The following is a 22,585-nucleotide window of genomic DNA, read 5'->3' on the forward strand; positions in this document are numbered from 1 at the left end:
GACGCCGCGCACGGGGCAACGCCTGCCCGCCGTCGGCACGCGCCGGCGCGGACGAAGCCGCGCCGCGACGCACACGGCAATCGCGGCCGCAGCGGGAGGTCGTGCGAATGGCGAGCATGGAGAACGGGAACGATGCGTCTGGCCGGTCAGTGAAGGCTTATTGCCACGAACCGATGTCGGTGTCGTTGCCTTCGCCGCCTTCCTTGCCGTCGGCGCCGTAGCTGAACACGTCGATCTCGCCGTGCACGCCCGGGTTCAGGTACTTGTAGCCGTTACCCCACGGATCGTTCGGCAGGCGCTCGAGATAGCCGCCGTCCTTCCAGTTGTTCGGGATCGGATCGGTGGACGGCTTCTGGATCAGCGCGTTCAGGCCCTGATCCTGGGTCGGGTAGCGGCCGTTGTCGAGACGGTACAGCTTGAGCGCCTGCATGATCGTGCCGATGTCCTGCTTCGCGGCGATGCGGCGTGCCTCGTCCGGGCGGCTCATGATCTTCGGCACGATCAGTGCCGCCAGGATCCCGAGGATCGCGACCACCACCATGATCTCGATCAGCGTGAAACCGCGCTGACGACGCACGGCCGCGTTGCGGCGAGTGATCCACGTTTGCATGACTGACTACCTCTTTCCAAAAAATGTCGTTGGTTGAGTGACGCACCCGGCGCACCGGACGATTGCCTGACGGCAACCTTCCGAACCCGCGGGCGCGGAGCACGCATTGTAAGGCGCGCATTGCCGAGGGCTTTCACCCAACGCAAATTTCATATACATCCGTACAATAGCGCGCATGAACGCGCTCTCGATCCGGATCCTCTCCCTAGCCCTCTTCGCGGGTTTGTGCGCGACGGCCACCTACTGGGTCGTCACGCTGTCAGCCCGTGAAGCGCCGCTGCCCGCCGCCGCCGCGCGGCTGCCGATTCGCACCGAGGACGCCGCGGCGCTCTTCGGCGGTCAGCTCGACAAGAATCCCGTGCAGGACATCCACCTGTTCGGCATCCTCGCGCTCGACCACGGCGGTGCCGCGATCGTCGGCGTCGGCGGCGAACCGCCGCGTGCCGTGTCGCTCGGCGCGGACGTCACGTCCGGCGCCAAGCTCGCCGAAGTCCGCCCCCGCTCGATCATCGTCGAGCGCAACGGCGCCCGCACCGAAGTCCAGCTTCCCGCCAACACGCCGTCCCCGGCGATCTACGTGCGCTGAAGCCGAAGGCGACGGCCCGACCAACGGTCAGGCCGTCACTGCACCATGTTGTTCAGCTCGATGATCGGCAGCATCACGGCCAGCACGATCACGAGCACGATGCCCCCCATCGCCAGGATCAGCAGCGGCTCGAGCAGGCTCGTCAGGAACATCGTGCGGCGCTCGAGCTCGCGCGCTTCGCCTTCGGCCGCACGATCCAGCATCGTCGTCACGTCGCCCGTCGCTTCACCCGAGCGGATCAGGTGCACGAGCACCGGCGGAAACGTCTTCACGTTGTTCAGCGCGCGCGACAGCGCGGAGCCTTCGCGCACCCGCACGATCGCGTCGTCGATGTTCGCGCGCATCGCGCGGTTCGACAGCGTCTCGCCGGCCGCCTGCAACGCGCGCAGGATCGGCACGCCCGCCGCGGTGAGGATGCCGAGCGTGCTCGCGAAGCGCACCGTGTTGTAGCCGCGCACGAGCTTGCCTGCGAGCGGCGCGGTGAGCACCCAGCGGTCGAACGCGAGGCGAGGCCCGTCGCGCGACAGCGTCGCCTTCACGAACCAAACGATCAGCACGACCGCGATCAGGATCGCCCACCACCAGTGCCGCACGAAATCCGACAGCGCCATCATCACGATCGTCAGCATGGGCAACTGCTGCTTCGTGCTCGCGAACACGTTGACGACCTGCGGCACGACGTAGCTCAGCAGGAACGTGACGATGCCGAATGCGATCAGCGTGACGATCCCCGGATACGTGAACGCCAGCAGGATCTTCTGCTTCAGCGCGTTGCTCTGTTCGATGTAGTCGGCGAGGCGTGACAGCACGATGCCGAGCTTGCCGGTGTGCTCGCCCGCCGCGACGAGCGCGCGGTAGATTTCCGGGAAGTCGCGCGGATGCTGGCCCAGCGCATTCGCGAGCGAATGGCCGCCGAGCACTTCGGCGCGGATCGCGGCCATCAGTTCGCGGATGTAGTCGCGCTCGGCCTGCTCGGTCAGCACGCCGAGCGCCTCGTCGAGCGGCAGCCCGGCGATCAGGAGGCTCGCGAGCTGGCGCGTGAGGATCGCCTGTTCGCGCTGCGACAGCTTGCGGCCGAACGCGAGCCGCTGCGAACGCGCCCCGCGCGTCGCGCTGGCGGCCGGCTCGACGACGAGCGGCGTCAGCCCCTGCGTACGCAGCTGGCCACGCGCGGCACGCGCGCTGTCGGCATCGATGACGCCTTTCTGCGCGCGTCCCGCCGAATCGATTGCTTCGAAACGGAATGCCGGCATCGCGCTATGCGCCTCCCGTCACGCGCAGCACTTCCTCGAGCGACGTCGCGCCCGACGCGAGCCAGCGCTCGGCATCGTCGCGCAGCGTGCGCATCCCTTCCGCACGGCCGGCGGCGAGAATTTCCGCGTCGGCCGCGTTGCGGTGGATCAGCGAGCGGATCGACTCGTCGACCAGCAGCAGTTCGTATACACCGCGCCGGCCCGAATAACCCGAATGCCCGCACTTGTCGCAGCCGACCGGATGCCACACGGTGCGGCCTTCTTCCTGGCGCTCTTCCTTGCAGACGGGGCAGAGCTGCCGTACGAGCCGCTGCGCGAGCACGCCGAGCAGCGACGACGCGAGCAGGTAGGGCTCGACGCCCATGTCGGTCAGACGCGTGACGGCCGAGGCCGCATCGTTCGTGTGCAGCGTCGCGAGCACGAGGTGGCCCGTCAGCGATGCCTGCACCGCGATCTGCGCAGTTTCGAGGTCGCGGATTTCGCCGATCATGATCACGTCCGGATCCTGGCGCAGGATCGAGCGCAGCGCACGGGCAAAGGTCATCCCGATCCGCTCGTTCACCTGCGTCTGGCCGATCCCGCCGAGGTCGTATTCGATCGGGTCCTCGACGGTCATGATGTTGGTCGTCGCGGTTTCGAGCCGCGACATCGACGCATACAGCGTGGTCGTCTTGCCCGAACCCGTCGGGCCCGTGACGAGCACGATGCCGTGCGGGCGCGCGATCAGCTTGTCGAATTGCACGAGCGTGTCGCGGCCCATCCCGAGCGCTTCGAGGTTCAGCCGCTGCGCATCCTTTTCCAGCAGACGCAGCACCGCACGCTCGCCGTGCCCGGTCGGCAGCGTCGACACCCGCACGTCGACCGGCCGGCCGCCGACGCGCAGCGTGATGCGGCCGTCCTGCGGCAGGCGCTTCTCCGCGATGTCGAGCTGCGCCATGATCTTGATCCGCGAGATCAGCGCGCCGTGCAGCGCCTTCTTCGGCCGCACGACGTCGCGCAGCGTGCCATCGACGCGAAAGCGCACCACCGATGCGTTCTCGAACGGCTCGATGTGAATGTCCGACGCCTGTTCGCGCGCCGCTTGCGTGAGCAGCGCGTTGATCATCCGGATGATCGGCGCGTCGTCTTCCGATTCGAGCAGATCCTCGACTTCGGGGATGTCCTGCATCAGCCGCGACAGGTCGACTTCGCCTTCGACCTCGCCGACCACCTGCGCAGCGCTGCCGTCCTGGCGCGCGTATGCGTGGTTGATCGCCTGCGCGAGTTCGTCGGCCGGCACGCGATGCACGGAGATCGAGCCGAAGTTGCGCGCGATCTCTGCGAGCGCGGCGTCGCTCGTGCGTTCGCTGATCCACACCTCGAGCGTGTCGTCGAGCTGGTGTGCGATCAGCACCTGGCCGCTCTTCGCGAAGCCGTACGGCAGCAGTCGCGCGGCGAGCGGCGACGGCGGCTGCCGTTCGCCCGGCGCGCCGTCGTGGACGGAAGACGCGTGCACGTCACTCACTGCGACGCTCCCGGCGTGGCCGTCAGCGGCTGTTGCGGCACCGTCTGCTGCGGCACGCTCTGCGGCTGCGCGGGCGTCGCCTCCGGCAACGGCTGGGCCGGCACCGGCGCCACCTGGCGCTGCACCTGCTGGCGACGCATCTTGTCGAGATCGAACAGGTTTCCGGCGGCCGTGCCACCCTGGCTCGGGCCCAGCGGCATCGGCGGGACGATCGGATCGTCCTTGTCGCGGATCACGTTGTTGTCCGACTTGTATGCGCCCGTCACGCCCTGGATGTAGTCGTAGCGGTTGGCCGTGACTTCCTGCGCGGTGCCGCGGTCGGCGATGATCACCGGGCGCAGGAACACCATCAGGTTGGTCTTCTTGCGCTGCTTGCTTTCGGAGCGGAACAGCTGGCCGATCCACGGGATGTCACCCAGCAGCGGCACCTTGCTGTTCGACACGTTGTACGCGTCCTGCATCAGGCCGCCGAGCACGATGACTTCGCCGTTGTCGGCGAGGATCGTCGACTGGATCGAGCGCTTCGTGAACGACGGGCCCGTCTGCGAATTCGACGTCGCGGTGTCGACCGCGGAATCCTCGGTATACAACTGCAGCTTCAGGATCCCGCCGTCGGTGATCTGCGGTTTCACGTGCAGCGTGAGGCCGACGTCGCGGCGATCGTAGGTGTTGAACGCGTTGCTCGTCGTGCCGCTCGTCAGGTTTGAATACGAACCGGTCGGAATCGGCACGTTCTCACCGACGACGATCTTCGCCTCCTCGTTGTCGAGCGTGATCAGGTTCGGCGTCGACAGCACGTTCGCGTCGCTCACGCCCGCGAAGTACTGCAGCAGTGCACCGAGCCCCTGCACACCGAACATGTTGTGCAGCCAGCCGATGTTGAGGCCCTGGTTCAGATTCGCGAGGTTCCCCGGCAGCCCGATCGCGGTGCTGCCCGCGGTGCCCGTCGTCAGGTTGATGATGCTGTTGCCGGCCACGGTGCCGGCGGTGGCCGCGAGGTTCGTGCCGGCGAGCAGCGCGCCGCTGGCGACCTGCCACTGGATCCCGAGCTGGCCAGCCGTCGTCGAGTTTAGCTCGACGATCAGCGCCTCGATGTAGACCTGCGCGCGGCGCCGGTCGAGCTGGTCGATCACCGAGCGCAGGTTCCGGTAGACCGGATCGGACGCGGTGATGATCAGCGAGTTGGTCGCCGCATCGGCCTGGATCATCCCGCCCGGCTGGTTGTCGTCGCCGCTCTTGTCCTTGTCGCCGCCGAGCAGGCCGGCCGTGCCGAGCCCGCCACTACCGGACGAGCCGCCGTACGACGACGAGGACGACGAGCCGCCGAGGCCGCCCGACGGCAGCGGCGGGGTGCCCGACGTGCCGGTCGAGAAGTTGCCGCTCGACGACGAGCCGCCGTTCTGGTTGAAGCTGTTCGCATCGTTGGACGATGCCGACGAGCCGCTGTCGCTGCCGCTCCCCTTGCCGAGCATCCCGCGCAGCGTCTTCGCGAGCTTCACCGCATCGGCGTTGCGCAGCGCTACGACGTGCATGTTGCCCGGTACGCCGCTCGGCGCGTCGAGCTGCTGCACGAGCCGCTTGGCGGCCGCGAGGCGCGACGCGCTCGATGCGCGCAGCATCAGCGAGTTGGTGCGCGGGTCGGCCGTGACCGACACCTTCAGCGTGGCATCACTGTTGCCGATCGCGCCCGGGTCGAGCATTTTCTGCAGCTGCGCGGCGAGGTCGATCGCGTTCGCGTTGCGCAGCGGAATGACCTGCACCTGCGCGCCCGCAGCGCTGTCCACGCCCGCGATGATCTGCGCGATGCGCCGCACGTTGTCCGCGTAGTCGGTCACGACGATCGTGTTGTTCGCCGGATAGGCAGTGACCGTGTTGTTCGGCGAGATCAGCGGCCGCAGCACGGGCAGCAGGTTGTTCGCCGATTCATTGTGCAGCTCGAACACCTGCGTGATCACCTGGTCGCCGCGCGCCTGCGGTGCATTGCCGACGTAGGTCGGCACGCCCTGCAGTTTCGCGTCGGCCTCGGGCACGACCTTCAGCACGCCGTGATCCTGCACGAGTGCGAAGCCCTGCATGCGCAGCGCCGACTGCAGCGTCTTCAGCGCCTGGTCTTCCGGCACCGGGCGCTCGGCCACGAGGTTGAGCTGCCCCTTCACACGAGGGTCGACGATGATGGTCTTGCCGGTTGCGGCGCCGATCGCCTTGGCGACCTGGTCGATATCCGCATTCACGAAATTGAGCGTGACCTGAGCGTAGGCGGCCTGCGAGACGATGATGCCGGCGACGATCAGGGTCGTGGCGACACGCCGCATAACGAAGCGATTTCTTGTCATGGATGAATGGGTCGATGCCGGCTCAGGCCACTTCCGGCGGTAGTGCTGGGATCCAAGTCCGAAAGAGGCGACATTAGCAGTTTTTCATGTCCGAAATATCACATTGATCCGAGGACTGTCTCACATACGACATGTATCCGGCGAACCGTATGCAATATGTAAGACTCGGCACTGTTCTCGGCATGCCGGCCATCGCCCCCGTTTCATGATGAATCGACACGGAAATGCGGTATAACCGGGCTGCCGTATTCCTGTATGTCGCAAGCTGACGGACTGTCGGTATGATACGGGCGGCACGATTCTCGTCGCACGAATAACAGGCACGGGTTTTCCCGACCCTCGCGTATTTTCTTGTCAATTTCGCACCATGAACAGACGGTTCGTTTCGATCGCGTTGATCGCCGCCGGCGTGTATTTCGCCAGCGCGAACGCTCGCGCGGACTGTTTCGACGAAGCGGCTAAATATCAGCAGGTCAATCCGTTGATCCTGCGCGCGATCGCGTGGCAGGAATCGCGCAACCGGCCCGGCGCGCTGAACAAGAACACGAACGGCTCGGTCGACTACGGCCTGATGCAGATCAATTCGATCCACCTGCCGACGCTGTCGCGCTACGGGATCGGCCGCGACACGCTGATGGAGCCGTGCAAGAACGTGTACATCGCCGCGTGGCATCTCAAGCAGAAGATGAACCGCTACGGCAACACGTGGCAGGCGATCGGCGCCTATCATTCGGAAACCCCGTCGCTGCGCGACAAGTACGCGCGGCAGATCGCCGGCATCCTGACCCAGTGGAAGCTGCTGCCGCCCGCGCCATGACGCGGCGCCGCAGCGCGGCCTGACGCCGTACCGGCCAGCCGGCGCGCGTTTGATGCACAATGCGGATCTCACGCCGCAATTTCGCCCGTCCGCGGGACGATCGCGCCCCGGAAGGGCGTCGCGGCCGCTTTTTCAATTTTTCCGTTGGTGCATATCGCTATGAATCCGGCAATGAACCAGCCGTTGCCCGTCACCGTGCTGTCCGGCTTCCTCGGCGCCGGCAAGACCACGCTGCTCAATCACATCCTCGCGAACCGCGCGGGCCTGAAAGTCGCCGTGATCGTCAACGATCTCGCGGCGGTCAACATCGATGCATCGCTCGTGCGCGACGCGCAAGCGCTGTCGCACGTCGAGGAACGCCTCGTCGAGATGTCGAACGGCTGCATCTGCTGCACGCTGCGCGACGACCTGCTCGTCGAGATCCGCACGCTCGCGTCCGAAGGGCGCTTCGACGCGATCATGATCGAATCGACCGGCATCGCGGAGCCGATGCCGATCGCCGAAACCTTCACGTTCGTCGACGACGATGGCACGTCGCTGTCGAAAATCGCGCGGCTCGACACGCTCGTCACCGTGGTCGATGCGTACAACTTCCTGCGCGACTACGGCTCGGACGATGCGCTCGCGACGCGCGGCATTGCCGCATCGGAAGAGGACGATCGCACGCTCGTCGAGCTGCTGATCGAGCAGATCGAGTTCTGCGACGTGCTGGTGATCAACAAGGCCGACCTCGTCCCCGCGGACGACCTCGCACGCCTGCAGCACATCCTCGCGCGACTCAATCCGCGCGCGCACCAGGTCGTGTCGACGTTCGGCAACGTGCCGCTCGACGAAGTGCTGAACACGGGCCGCTTCGATTTCGACGAAGCCGCGAACGCGCCGGGCTGGCTCACGTCGCTCGATCACGATCACACGCATTGCGACGACCCGGACTGCCATGACGAACATCATGCGCACGTGCACGGCGAAGCCGACGAATTCGGCATCGGCAATTTTGTTTACCGCGCGCGCCGGCCGTTTCATCCGGCACGACTCTGGGCGCTGTTGCATCAGGAGTGGCCGGGCGTGCTGCGCAGCAAGGGCTTCTTCTGGCTCTCGACGCGCAACGACATCGCGGGTTCGCTGTCGCAGGCAGGCGGCGTATGCCGGCATGGCCCGGCAGGTCTCTGGTGGGCGGCGCAGGATCGCGCGGAATGGCCGGACGACGATGAGCTGCTCGGTGAAATCCGCGCCGAATGGCACGGCGATCTCGACGATCGCGCAGTGGGCGATCGCCGGCAGGAACTCGTGCTGATCGGCATCGCGCTCGACGCGGATGCATGGCGCGCGAAGCTCGATGCGTGCCTGCTGACCGATGCGGAATTCGCACTCGGCGCGGCCGGATGGCATGCGTTCGACGATCCGTTCCCGGCGTGGGATGTCGATTCGCACGACGATGACGATCACGGCGACACGCAGATCGTGCACGCGTAACGCGTTGTAAAAACAACCGTTAAATCTTGCAAGAGGGGCGCGGACTGTGGCGAAAATGCTGCGCGCACCCAACAAAAAACCCGCCGAAAGGCGGGTTTTTCTTGGAACAGGCGCTGGTTTAACGCTTGTTGACGGCGTCCTTGAACGCCTTGCCAGCCGTGAACTTGACCGTCTTGGCTGCCGGGATCTTGATGGTTTCGCCGGTCTTCGGGTTGCGGCCCGTACGTGCTGCGCGCTTGCCCGAACCGAAGCTGCCGAAGCCGATCAGCTGAACCGCATCACCCTTCGACACGGCCTTCTTGATGACTTCGAGCAGCGTGTCCAGCGTTTCGCCGGTTTGAGCCTTGCTGGCGCCCGTTTGGGCGGCGACGGCGTCGATCAGTTCCTGTTTGTTCATTAAGGTTCCTTTATCAGGTTAGGTTGACACGAACAGCGCGAACGCGCCGATTATACGTGCGCGAACCGTGCCGTCGAGAGTCAGACTCCGACGACACAGCGCCGAATCCTGGCCCGCGCGACGCGCCCTCCGGTTAGCCGGTGGCCACCCCGCGGTACGGCGTTGCTATGATAGCGCAGCGCAAACCCAATAACGACAAGGGTTTCAAAGATTTTCATCGGTATTTCGCCGAATGAATCATCGACTGCCCGTTTTTTGACCAGCGCCACCCGGACAGGATACGCAGCGCGGTCCGCCCGTGCGCCGCGCCGTTGGCTTTTTCCAACGACCGGTCGGACGGCCCCGCGCAATCCCTTGCCAGGCTTGGCTGCCACGTTTTTTGTTTCGCATGACCGACCGACTTGTTCCCGCCTCGCTCGCGCTTCGCGACGACGGCACGCTCGTCTCGCCCGAGTTCGGCGACCTCCATCGCGGCGCATCAGACGCACTTGCGCATCGCGTGTTCGTCGCCGGCAACGGGTTGCCGGCGCGCTGGCAGGGCCGCCGCACGTTCACGATCGTGGCGACCGGATTCGGCGCGGGCGGCAGTTTCCTCGCGGCCTGGGCCGCGTGGCGTGACGATCCCGCGCGCTGCGAGCGGCTGCATTTTGTCGCAGTCGAACCGCATCCGTTCTCGCGCGACGACCTGCGCCGCGCGGCTTCCCATATCGTTGCTAACACAACCATATCGGCCGATATCGATGCACTTGCCGACGCATGGCCGATGCTTGTACCCGGCCTGCACCGGCTCGAATTCGACGAAGGGCGCGTGGTGCTCACGCTCGCGTTCGGCGATGCAATCGACATGCTGGGGAAGATCGTCGCGCGCGCCGACGCGTTCTGTCTCGACGGCTTTGCGTCGTCGAACGACGCGGATCTGCAAGCGACCGACGTGGTCCGCGCGCTCTCGAAAATCGCCGGCGAATACGCAACGTTTGCAGTGCATGCGAGTTCGGACGCGTTGAAACACGCACTCGGCAAGTCGGGTTTCACGTATCGCGACGTCGACGATCTGCTCGTCGGCGAATATGCGCCGCGCTGGCGCGCGCGCCGGCACGAGCCGCCACTTGCACTGCCTGTTGCGACGCGCCGCGCGATCGTGATCGGCGCGGGCCTGGCGGGCTGCGCGGTCGTCGAACGCCTGGCCGCGCGCGGCTGGGAAGTCACGCTGATCGAGCGGCACGACCGGATCGCGAGCGAAGCATCGGGCAATCCGGCCGGTGTATTCCATCCGTTGATGACGCGCGACGACAACGTCGCGAGCCGGCTCACGCGCGGCGGCTTCCTGCATGCGATCGCACGCTGGCGCGCACTCGAACGTGCAGGCCATGCATTCGCGCGCAGCACGCACGGGATGATTCATCTCGCCGAATCGGCCGACGACTTCGAACGGATGCGCGATGCATTCGAAGCGTTCGGTGCGCCGTCCGACTATGTCTCGCTGCTCGACGTCGAGGCCGCGCGCGCGCGTCTGAACCTGCCGGTCGCGCAGGGTGGCCTGCTGTTTCCGCACGGTGGCGCCGTCTGGCCGGCCGGCCTTTGCGCGGCTCAATACGCGGCGGCCGGCGAGCGCGTGCGCTTGCTCGCGTCCACCCGCGTTGCAAAACTCGAACGGCGGGGCGACGCATGGCATGCACTGGACGATGCGGGCGGCACGCTGGCCGAAGCGCCCGTCGTCGTGCTCGCGAATGCCGGCGACGCCGCGCGTCTCGCCGGGTTGCAGCATGTCGCGCTGCAACCGGTGCGCGGCCAGCTCACGTTGCTGCCACCCGGCAGCACGGCACCGCTGCCGTGCCCGACGATCGGCGACGGTTACGCGGTGCCGCTCGACGACGGCACGCTGCTGATCGGTGCGACGTTCGAACCCGACGACGTCGATCCCGCGATGCGCGCGGCCGGCCACCTCGAAAACCTCGAGCGCGTGCGGCATCTGCTGCCGGGCCTGATCGGCGACCTGCCCGATCCCGGCACACTGCGCGGCCGCGTCGCGTTCCGCTGGGTCGTCGGCGACCGCCTGCCGCTGCTCGGCCCGCTCGCGGACGAAGCAGGCGCCATCGCCAATGCTCGCGCGCTGAGCGGCGCGCAGGCGCGCGACCTGCCGCGCCTGCCCGGGCTTTACGGTGCATTCGGCTTCGGCTCGCGCGGCCTCGTATGGGCCACACTCGGCGCCGAACTGATCGCATCGCAACTCGAAGGCGAGCCGTGGCCGCTCGAGCGCGAACTTGCCGATGCCGTCGACCCCGCACGCTTCCTGATCCGCGCGTTGCGCGCACGCCGCGTCGGTCAGACCGGCTGACCACTCACCCGAACCGCTCACAGTTTCCCGACTTTTTCGCGCAAGGTTATCCACTCGACGCTGTGGATAACCGCGCGGAATCCGCGCGCACTTCGTGTGCAATCACAGTGGACGTAAACTGGGCAACTCGGCACAGCTGTGAAGCGGCCCAAAAGTTGCTCAACTCAAACCTCTGTGCACGAACAGTCTGTGCAACGGGTTATGGGCTCCGCAACACCTTGATCTGTCGACGTAAACCGAAGTTATCCACAGAACTGTGCGTCCTTTGTTAACTTCTACTATGTATATATACAAGTAAACCTTTGAAACCAAAGACCTGCGGAGCCGCACAGCGCCGCGAGTCGATTCAATGGGTTCCAGACCGAAAAAGCTGTGGCACAATCGGTTTCCTTCGCGTTCATCCGGCCAGGCGCCGGACATGCTTCAATGGAACGGTCGGCACGATTTCGAATCTGAATCTTCGAGACTGCGCAGTCCGTTCACACACCAGGCCGACAATCCAGATCGGCAACCTGAACGACTTTCCGCCCTGTGGCGGAAAAGGCGGATCCCATGTCCCGCCGTCGTCGACACAACAATCACATTCGGGGCGATACCCAGCCGGCGCGCATCCATTTCTGACGCTTGACCCCGTGTTGCTGGCGGTCGCTTCCAAAGGAGAAGTCACCACGATGAAGTCGGCGTTCTCATTCCTGCCCAACTGGCCGCTTACGCCGGATGCCGTGTTCTGGGCCGGGCTTGCGTTGTTCGCAGCCGGCCTGTGTGGCGAGCTTTGCTATCGCGCATGGCGTCTGCCTCGCATCACCGGTTATGCGGTGATCGGTCTCATCGCCGGATCGTTCGGATTCGGCGTGATCGATGCCAGCACCGACGAAACTTCCCGGTTGCTGATCGACGTCGCACTCGGCCTGTTGCTGTTCGAGCTCGGCAGCCGCCTCGACCTGCGCTGGATCCGGCGCAATCCGTGGCTGATCGCATCGAGCCTGGCCGAAGCCACGCTGTCGTTCGTGCTGGTGCTGTTCGTGATGCTCGCGCTCGGTGTGTCGGGGATGGTCGCGTTGGTGCTGTCGGCGATCGCGATCGCGACGTCGCCATCGATGGTGATCCAGCTGAAGACCGAGCTGCGTGCGGAAGGGCAGGTGTCGCAACGCCTCATCACGCTGACCGCGCTCAACAGCGTCTATGCGATCGTGCTGACCAAGCTCGTGACGAGCTGGCTCCACCAGGAAGCGTACGGCAACGTGTTCGCGACGATCCTGCAGCCGCTCTACCTGATCGCCGGTTCGTTCATCGTTGCGTATGTGGTCGCGCGTTCGTGCAACTACCTGTTCCGCCACATGACCGCAACGATGCGTGACGAGCATTCGTTCGTTGCCTTGTTCGGGCTCGTGATGCTCGCGATCGCCGTCGCCCAGGCGCTGAAGCTGTCGACGCTGCTTACGCTGCTGCTCGCCGGCATCATCGTGAAGAACCTCGAAGCGCGCCCCCAACTGTGGCCCGAGCATTTCGGTACGGCCGGCTGGCTGCTGACGGTGATCCTGTTCGTGCTCACGCTCACGTCGTTCACGTGGGGCGACATCGCACTCGGCGGGCTGCTCGCGATCGTGCTGATCGTCACGCGGCTCGTCGCGAAGCTGGCCGGTGTCGTCGCGTTCGCGAAGCCGAGCGGCATCGGGATGAAACAGGGCATCGCGCTCGGCATTGCGCTCACGCCGATGTCCGCGCTGTCGTACCTGCTCGTCGACGACACCTACCAGCTCTATCCGAATTTCGACCCGCACCTGCGCGCGATCGTGATGTGCACGATCGTGATCCTGCAGCTCGTCAGCCCGTTCATCGTGTATCGCTGCCTGTCGGCGGTCAGTGAACGCAGCGACAGCAACTGATTCCGGAACCTGCCATGGCACTCGAAACCTTCGTCAATTCCGAGCCGTTTACGTTCGGCGTCGAACTGGAGATCCAGGTCGTCAACACGCACAACTACGACCTGACCAAAGCGGCGTCCGACCTGATGCGCCTGATCCAGGGCGAGACCTTCCCGGGCAACATCACGCCGGAAATCACCGAGAGCATGATCGAGCTGTCGACCGGCATCTGCCATTCGCACGAGCAGGCGGTGAGCGAGCTGCACGCGATCCGCGACGTGCTCGTGAAGGCGGCCGATCAGCTCAACGTCGGGCTGGCCGGCGGCGGCACGCACGCGTTCCAGCAATGGAGCGACCGGCAGATCTACGATGCGCCGCGCTTCCAGTACATCTCCGAGCTGTACGGCTATCTCGCCAAGCAGTTCACGGTGTTCGGCCAGCACGTGCACATCGGCTGCCCCGATCCCGACAGCGCGCTGTTCCTGCTGCACTCGATGTCGCGCTTCATCCCGCACTTCATCGCACTGTCCGCATCGTCGCCGTTCGTGCAGAACGTCGACACCGGCTTCCATTCGGCACGCCTGAATTCGGTGTTCGCGTTCCCGCTGTCGGGCCGCGCACCGTTCGTGCTGACCTGGGACAGCTTCGAGGAGTACTTCACGAAGATGGTGAACACCGGCGTCGTCAACTCGATGAAGGACTTCTACTGGGACATCCGCCCGAAGCCCGGCTACGGGACGATCGAGGTGCGCGTGATGGATACGCCGCTGTCGGTCGACCGCGCGGCGGCGATCGCCTGCTACATCCAGACGCTCGCGCGCTACCTGCTGACCGACCGGCCGCTGAAGCTGTCCGAGGACGACTACCTCGTCTACACGTTCAACCGTTTCGAGGCGTGCCGCTTCGGGCTCGAGGGCACCTGCGTGAATCCTCAGACGGGTGAGCGCCGCACGATCGCCGAGGACATCCTCGACACGCTCGACCGGATCGCGCCGCATGCGGCCGCACTCGGTTCGCGCGCGGCACTCGACGAGATCGGTGCGCTCGCCAAGGCGCGCGTGAACGACGCATCGTGGTTGAGAACCGTTTTCAAACAGGAAAAATCGCTCAATGAGACGGTCCGCCAGCAGTGCTTACGTTGGCGCGAGTGAAAAAATGTTTTGCAGATTACGGGCTCGACCGAGTCGCGATTCACTGAACGACCGGCGGCCCCGATTGCGGCCGAAATCGTTGCCGGTTGTCCTGAAAATCTGTGGATAACCGGATATTCCGCTGCAAAGTCAACGATCTGTGCACGGGATAACCCGGTGGATCATTGCGGTCGGCCCGATGGCCGATCCGAACAGGAAAATGCCCTTGTGCACCGTTTGGCGGGCGTTCGGCATTGCAGGCACAACGAAAAATTTTGGTTATCCAGTGATTTTCCACAGAATGAAGGGGATAACTTAGCTGTGCGATTTTCCGCTCTCGCTTAGAATGTCGGCTTTGCGGACACCGGAACGATGAGTGTCTTACCGGTCGCCGCGAACGCGACCGCCGCGTGTGCCCTCGCGACGGCCGTGCTGACGCACTCGCAAGAGCGTGTCTGTTTTGAGATAGACATTCGATCTCCACACTACGGCCGCTCGGCAAACCGGGCGGCGGCAAAGCGAAAAGACTATGAGCGAAGGCGTTTACGGGAATCAGGCTTCGGGACGTGTGACCCACAGCCTGCTGCGGTTGAGTACGGCCATGCGAAGCCAGGCATGGGATTGGGCGGAAGGCGCTGGCCTGACGCCGACGCAGGGCGAGATTCTCGTGCTGCTGCTGCAGCGCAAGGGCCCGATGCGGCTCGGCGAGATCGCGCGCGAGACGCAGCTGACCGCGGCGACCACGAGCGATGCGGTGAGCACGCTCGAGACCAAGGGTCTCGTCGAGAAGCGCCGTGCGCTGGACGATGGCCGCGCGCTGGCCGTGCGCCTGTCGGCCCGTGGCCGGACGGCTGCGAAGAAGGCACTGCAATGGCCTGAATTCCTGACGAAAGCGGTCGGCAAGCTCGGCGCGGACGAGCAGGGCGCACTGTATCGCGCGCTGCTGAAGACGCTGCGCGAACTGCAGGTGGCCGGTGCGACGCCGCCGCAGCGCATGTGCGTGACGTGCGCCCACTTCCAGCCGGGCAAGCTGTCGAAGAAGACCGTGCATCACTGCGCGGCGCTCGACATCTCGATGTCCGACAGCGATCTGCGTCTCGACTGCTCGGTGCAGGAAGAAGCCGACGCGGCGACGCAGAAGAAGACCTGGAAGATTTTCGCAGGCTGACGTCCGTCGATCGACCGGGAGGCCGATGATGAACGCTGAAGTCGTGGCGATCCGCCATGTGCATTTCGAGGATCTCGGGAGCTTCGAGCAGGTGCTCGGCGAACGGGGCCGGCGGGTGCGCTACGTCGACGTCGGGTCATCGCGGGTCGAGGTGCTCGACGTGCTCGAGCCGTCGCTCCTCGTCGTGCTCGGCGGGCCGCTCAGCGTGTACGACGATGCGCAGTATCCGACGATCGCGCCGCTCGCGGCGCTCGTGCGCAAGCGCATCGACGCCGGGCTGCCGATCCTCGGGATCTGCCTCGGCGCGCAGTTCATCGCCCGGGCGCTCGGTGCGCGTGTCTATCCGGCCGCGCAGCACGAGCTCGGCTGGGCGCCGCTGACGCTCACCGATGCCGGCCGCGCATCGCCGCTGCGCCATCTCGATGGTGCGGCGACGTCGATGCTGCACTGGCATGGCGACACGTTCGACCTGCCGGGCGGGGCGATGCATCTCGCGTCGACGTCGGCCTGCCGTCACCAGGCATTCGCATGGGGCCAGCACGTGCTGGCGCTGCAATGCCATCCGGAAATCCGCACCGACAGTTTCGAACCGTGGCTGATTTCGAACGCCGGCGAAATTGCGGCGACGCCCGGCATCGACGCGCGCCAGTTGCGCGCCGATACCGCTCAGCACGGCCCCGCGCTCGAGGCGGCCGCGCGACGCATGTTCGCGGAGTGGCTCGACAGCGTCGGACTCTGACGCCGCCGGCGGCGCTGCCGTTCGCCGCGTAGGTGTTGCCCGGCCCGCATCCGTTGCAGGCCGGCGCATTGCCGTATGCGCTGCCTTTTCTCCGTTGCAGGCAACCGGCCGCCGGCCCTGCCTGACCATCTGCTTACTGCCGGGGGCGCCGTCAGCAGGCTTGCCGCCTGCGTGCTACGCTCGTTCGCTCTTTCCTTTCCTGGCGAGCGGCCTCCATGACTGCGCTGTTTTCCCCGTTCACGCTGCGCGGCGTGACCCTTCCGAACCGGATCGTGATCTCCCCGATGTGCCAGTATTCGGCCGAACGCGGCGAGGCGACCGACTGGCACATGATTCACCTCGGCCATCTCGCGCTGTCGGGCGCGGGGCTGCTCTGCATCGAGGCGACCGCCGTGGAACCCGACGGGCGCATCACGCATGGCGACCTCGGCCTCTGGGACGATGTGACCGAAGCCGCGCTGAAGCCGGTGCTGGCCGCGATCCGCAAGCATTCGCCGATCCGCATCGCGATGCAGTTGTCGCATGCGGGGCGCAAGGCGTCGAGCAACGTGCCATGGCAGGGCGGTCAGCTTGTGTCGGTCGCCGACGGCGGCTGGTTGCCGCACGCACCGTCGGCCGTCCCGCACAAGGATGGCGAGACGCCGCCACTCGCACTCGATGCCGCGGGCCTGAACCGGATCCGCGACGCGTTCGCTGCCTCGGCGAAGCGGGCCGCACGGCTCGGCATCGATGCGATCGAGGTGCACGCGGCACACGGCTACCTGCTGCACCAGTTCCTGTCGCCGCTCGCGAACCGGCGCACCGACGAATACGGCGGCTCGCTCGAAAACCGCATGCGCTTTCCGCTCGAGATCTTCGAGATCGTGCGCGCGGCGTTTCCGGAGGACCGGCCGGTCGGCGTGCGTGTGTCCGCAACCGACTGGGTCGAAGGCGGCTGGGAGCTCGACGACACGATCGCGTTCGCGCACGAACTGAAGCGCCGCGGCTGCGACTGGATCGACGTGTCGTCCGGCGGCGTATCGCCGCTGCAGAAGATTCCGCTGTCGCCCGGCTACCAGGTGCCGTTCGCGCAGGCCGTGAAGCGCGCGGTCGGCATGCCGACGATCGCCGTCGGCCTGATCGACGAGCCCGCGCATGCGAACCGGCTCATCGAGGCCGGCGATGCCGATTTCGTCGCGATGGCGCGGGCGATGCTGTACGACCCGCGCTGGCCGTGGCATGCGGCGGCCGAGCTCGGCGCGCAGGTCACGGCGCCGCCGCAATACTGGCGTTCGCAGCCGCGCGAGCACAAGGCGTTGTTCGGCGACATCGCATTCGGCCAGCGTTGAGCGCCACGCGCGCAATATTGCGCGTGATGTTGAACGAAGCAATCGTGAACGTGTAGGATGCGGGTGATTCGCCGCATGCCCCGACGCGGCACCAACCGGTGCCGCGTTTTCGTTTTGCGCGACGCCAGGCCGCGATCGCGGCCGTCTTCCATTCAAGTCGTCTTCACAAGGATTCGTTCGATGAGTTCACGCAGGATCGCGGTGCGCCGCTCGGGAGTACACGGCAAGGGCGTGTTCGCCGTGGCGCCGATCAAGGCCGGCGAGCGCGTAGTGGAATACAAGGGCGAACGAATTTCGTGGAAGGAAGCGCTGCGCCGCCATCCGCACGACCCGAGCGAACCGAACCATACGTTCTACTTCGCACTGGACGAGGGCGGGGTGATCGACGGCAAGATCGACGGCAACAGCGCGCGCTGGATTAACCACTCGTGCGCGCCGAACTGCGAAGCCGAGGAAGTCAAAGGCCGCGTGTACATCCACGCGCTGCGCGACATCGGGCCGGAAGAGGAGCTGTTCTACGACTACGGCCTCGTGATCGATGCGAAGCTGACGAAGACGCTCAAGCGCGAATACGCGTGCCATTGCGGCGCGGCGTCGTGCCGCGGCACGCTGCTCGCGACGACCGATGACGGCGGGAAGAAGAAAAAGAAGAAGGACAAGAAGGACGGCAAGTCCGAGTCGCGGTCGAAGGACAAGAAAAGCAAGAAGTGACGCAGGCGGCGGCGCATCGTGCGCTGCCGCTGCCGTTTCAGCAGACGGCTGCCGCATCGTGCAGCCGTGCTGTCCGCCTTCCTCATCCGGCGCGCGGCCCGATCAGCGGCCGCCCGTCGCGAGTCTCTCAGTCCATCAGTGCGTCGACGCGGCGGCCGGTGTTTCGCTGGCCGGCTTCTCGGTGCGCGCGACCAGCGGCACCCTCACCACGAAGCGCGAGCCGCCTTCCGAGGCATCCTCGTACGAGACGGTGCCGCCGTGCATCGCGATGATGTCGTGCACGATCGCGAGGCCGAGCCCGGCGCCCGTCTCGACACCGTTGCCGCTTTGCGCGTCGCCGCGGAAGAAGCGCTTGAACAGGTCGGCCTGCTGGTTGGCGGGCACGCCGGGGCCGTTGTCCTCGACGACGATCTCGGCGGCCGGCTGTCCATCCTCGAGTGCGCCGCGCGCGACGTTCACCGTGATCCGCGCGCCGTCGGGCCGCGCGAGCGGCACGTACTTCAGTGCATTGTCGAGCAGGTTCGCGATCACCTCGCGCAACAGCACGGGGTTGCCGCGCACGACCAGTTTCTCGTCGTCACCCGGATCGTCGGTGCGCTGGAAGCCGAGGTCGACGTGCGACGCAAGGGCGCGCGGCACCCATTCGGCACCCGTCTCGAACGCCATCGCCGCGAGGTCGACGTCGACGAACCGCGCGGCCTGTTCGCCCGGTTCCGCGCGGGCGAGCGACAGCAACTGGTTGGACAGCCGCACCGCGCGGTCGGCGGCCGCACGCAGTTCGCGCACCGCGGCGAAGGTCTGGTGCGGGTCGCGCGCAACGGCCGCCTGCTCGGCGTGCAGCTTCACGGCCGTGAGCGGCGTACGCAACTGGTGAGCGGCATCGGCGATGAACTTGCGCTGCGCGTCGAGCGCGGTCTTCAGGCGGCCGAGCAGCGCGTTCATCGCGCTCGTCAGCGGCCGGATTTCCAGCGGCACCTCGGTTTCGTCGACCGGTTCCAGCGACGTGTGGGTCTGCCGGTTCAACGAATCGGCCAGGTGCGTGAGCGGGCCGAGCTGCTGGTTCACGACGCGCCACACGATGCCCCAGCCCGCGAGCAGCAGCAGCAGTAGCGGCATCATGATCGCGACGAGGAATTCGGCCGCGATCCGGTAGCGGTGCCGCACCGGCTGCGCAACCTCGACGACCATCGGCTTGCCGCCGTCGACGTCGTCGACGCGCACCTGCGCAACCCGTACCGCGCGATTGTCGTATTCGGCCTCGAACACGTACGCGTGATGCATGCGGCGCACGTTGATGCCCTGCAGCGGCAGCTTCGGATCGCCGGCGAGTTCCTGCTCGCCGTCGCTGATCCGGTAGATCAGCGCTTCGGCGGGATCGGAGAACATCGCCTGCGCGAGCGGCGGCACCGTGAACGGCGCGTCGGGGCCGGCGATCTGGATCTGTTTGGAGATGGCGGTCGCGAGATCGGCGAGCGAGCGGTCGATCACGTGCTGCGTGTATTGCCACGCGAGCCAGTAGGCGATCAGGCCGCTCATCAGCGCGAGCATCGACAGCGGGGCGGCGAGGCGCCGAAGCAGCGAGCGGCGCAGGCTGGTGGTCACAGCCGGATCAGGAGACATTTCGACGGGCAAATGGATAAGCGCCGCTCACAGGGAGCGGCGCGGTCTTGCGCCGGGCGGCGACGCGGAGCAGCGTGCACACGCGGGCGGCACGTGGCCGCCCGGCGTGCGGTGCCGCTCAGACGCTCGCGGTCTGGCGGATTTCCTGCAGCAGGTAGCCGAAGCCGCGCACCGTGACGATTTCGACACGGCACTGCTCGAGTTTCTTGCGCACGCGGTGCACGTAGACTTCGATCGCGGTGTCGCCGAGATCGCCGCCGAAGTGCGTCAGGTGATCCTGCAACTGGGCCTTGCTGACGACGCGGCCGTGACGCAGCAGCAGCATCTCGAGCACCGCGAATTCACGCGGCGACAGTTCGAGCGGCTTGTCGTCGTTGAAGATGCGGCGGTCGACGCCCGACAGGCGGACGCCGCCGAGCGACACTTCCGGGCGCGGCATGTCGCTGTGCGGGCCGCTGCGGCGCATCACCGCGCGGATGCGCGCTTCGAGCTCGGCCGGCTCGAACGGCTTGAGCATGTAGTCGTCGGCGCCCGAGTTCAGGCCCTGGATCCGGTCGTTCAGCTCGTCGCGTGCGGTCAGCACGATGACGGGCGTGTGGCGGTTGGTCTGGCGGAAGCGCGTGAGCAGCGTCATCCCGTCGATGCCCGGCAGGCCGAGGTCGAGGATCACGAGTTCGTGGCGGTTCTGTGCCAGCGCCTGTTCGGCAAAGATGCCGTCATGCACCATGTCGACGGTGAAGCCAGCCTGCTCGAGGCTGCTCTGGATACCGCGTGCGATGGGGCGGTCGTCTTCAATCAGAAGGAGTCGCATGAAGTTCGCTCAAGTACAATGGGTTGGCGGTTCAGGCACGCGGACAGCACGACGCCGTTTCCACAGGGGCGCCGCAACACCTGACATCAAGCATGGCGGCCAGCGAACGATTAAATCCAAACATGTCCGATATTTCGATCAACGACCTAGAAGCCGCGATCAATTTCTGGCGCGCCCGCTCGCCGTCGAGCGGCGACGAACTCAAACTCTGCGAAGAGGCCAGCGCGCTTTCCAAGCCGTATGCGCTGCTGATTGTACAGCGCGAAAGCGCGCTGCAACTGGAAGGTTTGGACCCCAAGGCGCGGAATGCGTACGAGACTTACGTGCGCCTTAAGGATGGCTTGGAAAGCTGAAGGCTTTCGCTCACTACATCCTAGAAAACGTTCATCGAAATGAAAAGTTGACGCGCCGCGCATCGAAAGACGCGCGGCGGTAGAGGAAGGCCTCAGGCGGCCGGTTGCGCGTGCGCGCCGGCACGGTCGATGAACAGCGCCAGTTCGATGTCGCGTTCGGTCAGGCCGTCGGCATCGTGGGTCGACAGCGTGATGTCGACGCGGTTGTACACGTTGAACCATTCCGGATGGTGGTTCATTTCCTGCGCCTTGATCGCGACGCGCGTCATGAAGCCGAACGCTTCGTTGAAATCGGCGAAGCGCAGGCTGCGCTGGATCGCATCGCGGCCCGGTACGGCCGTCCAGAGCGGCAGGCCTTCGAGCCGGGTCTTGCGTTCTTCTGATGTGAGCTTGTGGATCATCTTGCACCTCTCGGTCGGTAACGGCGCCCGCGCGCGGCTGCGCCGCGCGGCGAAGCCGGCACCGGTCATTGTTTCATAGTTGTGGGACGGCCATCCGGGGGAGGCGATCGGGAGGCCGGCAGAGGGGCGTTCCGGCGCCCTCGAACGTCATGCGTCGGCGTCGTCGGGCCAGCCTTCGCCCGTGCCGCGATGCAGCACGCGATCGGTATCGAGCACCGCGCCGGCCGCGAACTCGGGCAGCGCCGCCAGCCGGTCGGCCAGCGCACGGCCGTCGACGTCGGCGAGCGCGAACAGCTGCGCGAAATCGTCGATCACGAAGTAGGTCTTCTGGAACGTGTCGATCCGGTACTTCGTGCGCATCACGCGCTCGAGGTCGAAGCCGAGCCGGTTCGGCGCCGCGCTTTCGAGGCTGTACAGGCTTTCGCCCTTGCTCGACACGATCCCGGCGCCATAGATCGACAGCCCGTTCGTGCCGCGCGGGTCGCGGATCAGCCCGAATTCCACCGTATACCAGTAGAGCCGCGCGAGGCGCGCCAGCGCCGCTTCGTCGTCGGCGACCGCGAGCGCGGTGCGGCCGTACGCCTGCATGTAGTCGGCGAACACCGGATTGATCAGCAGCGGCACGTGGCCGAACAGGTCGTGGAAGCAGTCGGGTTCCTGCAGGTAGTCGAGCTGGTCGGGGCGGCGCATCCACCAGGTGACGGGGAAGCGCCGGTTCGCGAGATGCTCGAAGAACACGCGGTCGGGCACGAGGCCCGGCACGGCGACGATTTCCCAGCCCGTTGCCGGCTTCAACTGGCGGTTCACGTCGGCGAACGACGGTACGCGATCGGCCGGCAGGTCGATCTTCCCGAGCCCCGCGACGAACGCGTCGCATGCGCGCCCGCGCAACAGCGCCGACTGGCGTGCATAGAGCTGCTTCCACACCGCGTGGTCGACCTGGCCGTAACGCGCGAGCGGCTGGTCGATGGTGAAATCGGCGCGGGTTTCGAGGCCCGCATCGAACTGCTCCTGCAGTTTCGCGGTGACGACGGTGGACATGATCTGGCTCTGCACGTAGCGGTTGGGAACCATGCAAGTGTAGAGCGGGCTGCGCGCGTAAAGGGCGCAATATTGGCGTTGATTCGCTTGATGATGCGATAATCGCGCAT

At 66.0% G+C, this 22,585-nt stretch carries 20 protein-coding genes; 11 read left to right on the plus strand and 9 right to left on the minus strand.

Annotation, left to right across the window (positions count from 1 at the left end; translation table 11 throughout):
• Positions 1–157 precede the first annotated feature (157 nt).
• Positions 158–610, minus strand: a complete 453-nt coding sequence (gene gspG, locus G3N93_RS02625) for a type II secretion system major pseudopilin GspG (protein WP_011350483.1) — start codon at positions 608–610, stop codon at positions 158–160.
• 175 nt (positions 611–785) lie between these two features.
• Between gspG and G3N93_RS02630 the strand changes: the two genes are divergently transcribed.
• Positions 786–1,196 (plus strand): type II secretion system protein N, encoded by a 411-nt coding sequence (locus G3N93_RS02630; protein WP_174940276.1) that lies wholly within the window; start codon positions 786–788, stop codon positions 1,194–1,196.
• A gap of 35 nt (positions 1,197–1,231) precedes the next feature.
• Here G3N93_RS02630 and gspF read toward each other — a convergent pair whose 3' ends face one another.
• The 3 genes from gspF to gspD are packed head-to-tail and all read right to left on the minus strand — an operon-like array spanning position 1,232 to position 6,265.
• Positions 1,232–2,449 carry a type II secretion system inner membrane protein GspF gene (gene gspF, locus G3N93_RS02635; protein WP_174940274.1) on the minus strand — a complete coding sequence of 406 codons (1,218 nt, stop codon included), beginning with the start codon at positions 2,447–2,449 and terminating at the stop codon, positions 1,232–1,234.
• A gap of 4 nt (positions 2,450–2,453) precedes the next feature.
• Positions 2,454–3,944, minus strand: a complete 1,491-nt coding sequence (gene gspE / locus G3N93_RS02640) for a type II secretion system ATPase GspE (RefSeq protein WP_374196398.1) — start codon at positions 3,942–3,944, stop codon at positions 2,454–2,456.
• Between the two features lie 5 nt (positions 3,945–3,949).
• Positions 3,950–6,265, minus strand: a complete 2,316-nt coding sequence (gene gspD, locus G3N93_RS02645) for a type II secretion system secretin GspD (protein WP_206132238.1) — start codon at positions 6,263–6,265, stop codon at positions 3,950–3,952.
• A 388-nt stretch (positions 6,266–6,653) separates the two neighbouring features.
• Here gspD and G3N93_RS02650 point away from each other — a divergent pair, with 388 nt between their 5' ends.
• Positions 6,654–7,103 carry a lytic transglycosylase domain-containing protein gene (locus G3N93_RS02650; RefSeq protein WP_174940268.1) on the plus strand — a complete coding sequence of 150 codons (450 nt, stop codon included), beginning with the start codon at positions 6,654–6,656 and terminating at the stop codon, positions 7,101–7,103.
• Positions 7,104–7,262: 159 nt separating this feature from the next.
• Positions 7,263–8,576: a GTP-binding protein gene (locus tag G3N93_RS02655; RefSeq protein WP_206132239.1), complete on the plus strand. Its 1,314-nt coding sequence runs from the start codon at positions 7,263–7,265 to the stop codon at positions 8,574–8,576.
• Between the two features lie 118 nt (positions 8,577–8,694).
• Here the strand turns inward: G3N93_RS02655 and G3N93_RS02660 are convergent, their stop codons facing one another.
• Entirely contained in the window at positions 8,695–8,973 is a 279-nt protein-coding gene (locus tag G3N93_RS02660; protein WP_006401505.1) for an HU family DNA-binding protein, read from the minus strand.
• A gap of 388 nt (positions 8,974–9,361) precedes the next feature.
• On the opposite strand from G3N93_RS02660, the gene mnmC reads away from it, so the two are divergent.
• From mnmC to G3N93_RS02695, 7 genes are all read left to right on the plus strand, one after another.
• Positions 9,362–11,308, plus strand: a complete 1,947-nt coding sequence (gene mnmC, locus G3N93_RS02665) for a bifunctional tRNA (5-methylaminomethyl-2-thiouridine)(34)-methyltransferase MnmD/FAD-dependent 5-carboxymethylaminomethyl-2-thiouridine(34) oxidoreductase MnmC (protein ID WP_206132240.1) — start codon at positions 9,362–9,364, stop codon at positions 11,306–11,308.
• 671 nt (positions 11,309–11,979) lie between these two features.
• On the plus strand, positions 11,980–13,194 hold the full coding sequence (locus G3N93_RS02670) for a cation:proton antiporter (protein ID WP_174940262.1): 1,215 nt from the start codon (positions 11,980–11,982) through the stop codon (positions 13,192–13,194).
• Positions 13,195–13,208: 14 nt separating this feature from the next.
• The gene (locus G3N93_RS02675) at positions 13,209–14,324 is read left to right on the plus strand and encodes a YbdK family carboxylate-amine ligase (RefSeq protein ID WP_006490006.1); all 1,116 of its coding nucleotides are present in this window, start codon (positions 13,209–13,211) and stop codon (positions 14,322–14,324) included.
• A 508-nt stretch (positions 14,325–14,832) separates the two neighbouring features.
• Entirely contained in the window at positions 14,833–15,471 is a 639-nt protein-coding gene (locus tag G3N93_RS02680; RefSeq protein ID WP_043184842.1) for a MarR family winged helix-turn-helix transcriptional regulator, read from the plus strand.
• Between the two features lie 28 nt (positions 15,472–15,499).
• Positions 15,500–16,210 (plus strand): glutamine amidotransferase, encoded by a 711-nt coding sequence (locus G3N93_RS02685; RefSeq protein WP_206132241.1) that lies wholly within the window; start codon positions 15,500–15,502, stop codon positions 16,208–16,210.
• Between the two features lie 215 nt (positions 16,211–16,425).
• A complete protein-coding gene (locus tag G3N93_RS02690; RefSeq protein ID WP_206132242.1) occupies positions 16,426–17,538 on the plus strand; it encodes an NADH:flavin oxidoreductase/NADH oxidase in 1,113 nt (370 codons plus the stop codon).
• Between the two features lie 180 nt (positions 17,539–17,718).
• Positions 17,719–18,249, plus strand: coding sequence for an SET domain-containing protein (locus G3N93_RS02695; protein ID WP_174940256.1), 531 nt, complete (start codon positions 17,719–17,721; stop codon positions 18,247–18,249).
• A 135-nt stretch (positions 18,250–18,384) separates the two neighbouring features.
• Here G3N93_RS02695 and G3N93_RS02700 read toward each other — a convergent pair whose 3' ends face one another.
• Positions 18,385–19,869, minus strand: a complete 1,485-nt coding sequence (locus tag G3N93_RS02700) for a sensor histidine kinase (RefSeq protein ID WP_174945234.1) — start codon at positions 19,867–19,869, stop codon at positions 18,385–18,387.
• A gap of 118 nt (positions 19,870–19,987) precedes the next feature.
• The gene (locus G3N93_RS02705; RefSeq protein WP_006401494.1) at positions 19,988–20,680 is read right to left on the minus strand and encodes a response regulator transcription factor; all 693 of its coding nucleotides are present in this window, start codon (positions 20,678–20,680) and stop codon (positions 19,988–19,990) included.
• Between the two features lie 122 nt (positions 20,681–20,802).
• On the opposite strand from G3N93_RS02705, the gene G3N93_RS02710 reads away from it, so the two are divergent.
• Positions 20,803–21,033: a DUF3717 domain-containing protein gene (locus G3N93_RS02710; protein ID WP_039351485.1), complete on the plus strand. Its 231-nt coding sequence runs from the start codon at positions 20,803–20,805 to the stop codon at positions 21,031–21,033.
• 92 nt (positions 21,034–21,125) lie between these two features.
• Here G3N93_RS02710 and G3N93_RS02715 read toward each other — a convergent pair whose 3' ends face one another.
• Positions 21,126–21,434, minus strand: a complete 309-nt coding sequence (locus G3N93_RS02715; protein WP_011350499.1) for a 4a-hydroxytetrahydrobiopterin dehydratase — start codon at positions 21,432–21,434, stop codon at positions 21,126–21,128.
• 147 nt (positions 21,435–21,581) lie between these two features.
• Positions 21,582–22,475 carry a phenylalanine 4-monooxygenase gene (gene phhA, locus G3N93_RS02720; RefSeq protein ID WP_217465779.1) on the minus strand — a complete coding sequence of 298 codons (894 nt, stop codon included), beginning with the start codon at positions 22,473–22,475 and terminating at the stop codon, positions 21,582–21,584.
• Between the last annotated feature and the right edge of the window lie 110 nt (positions 22,476–22,585).

The sequence above is a fragment of the Burkholderia sp. Se-20378 genome, from assembly GCF_017104665.1.
Lineage (GTDB): Bacteria > Pseudomonadota > Gammaproteobacteria > Burkholderiales > Burkholderiaceae > Burkholderia > Burkholderia lata.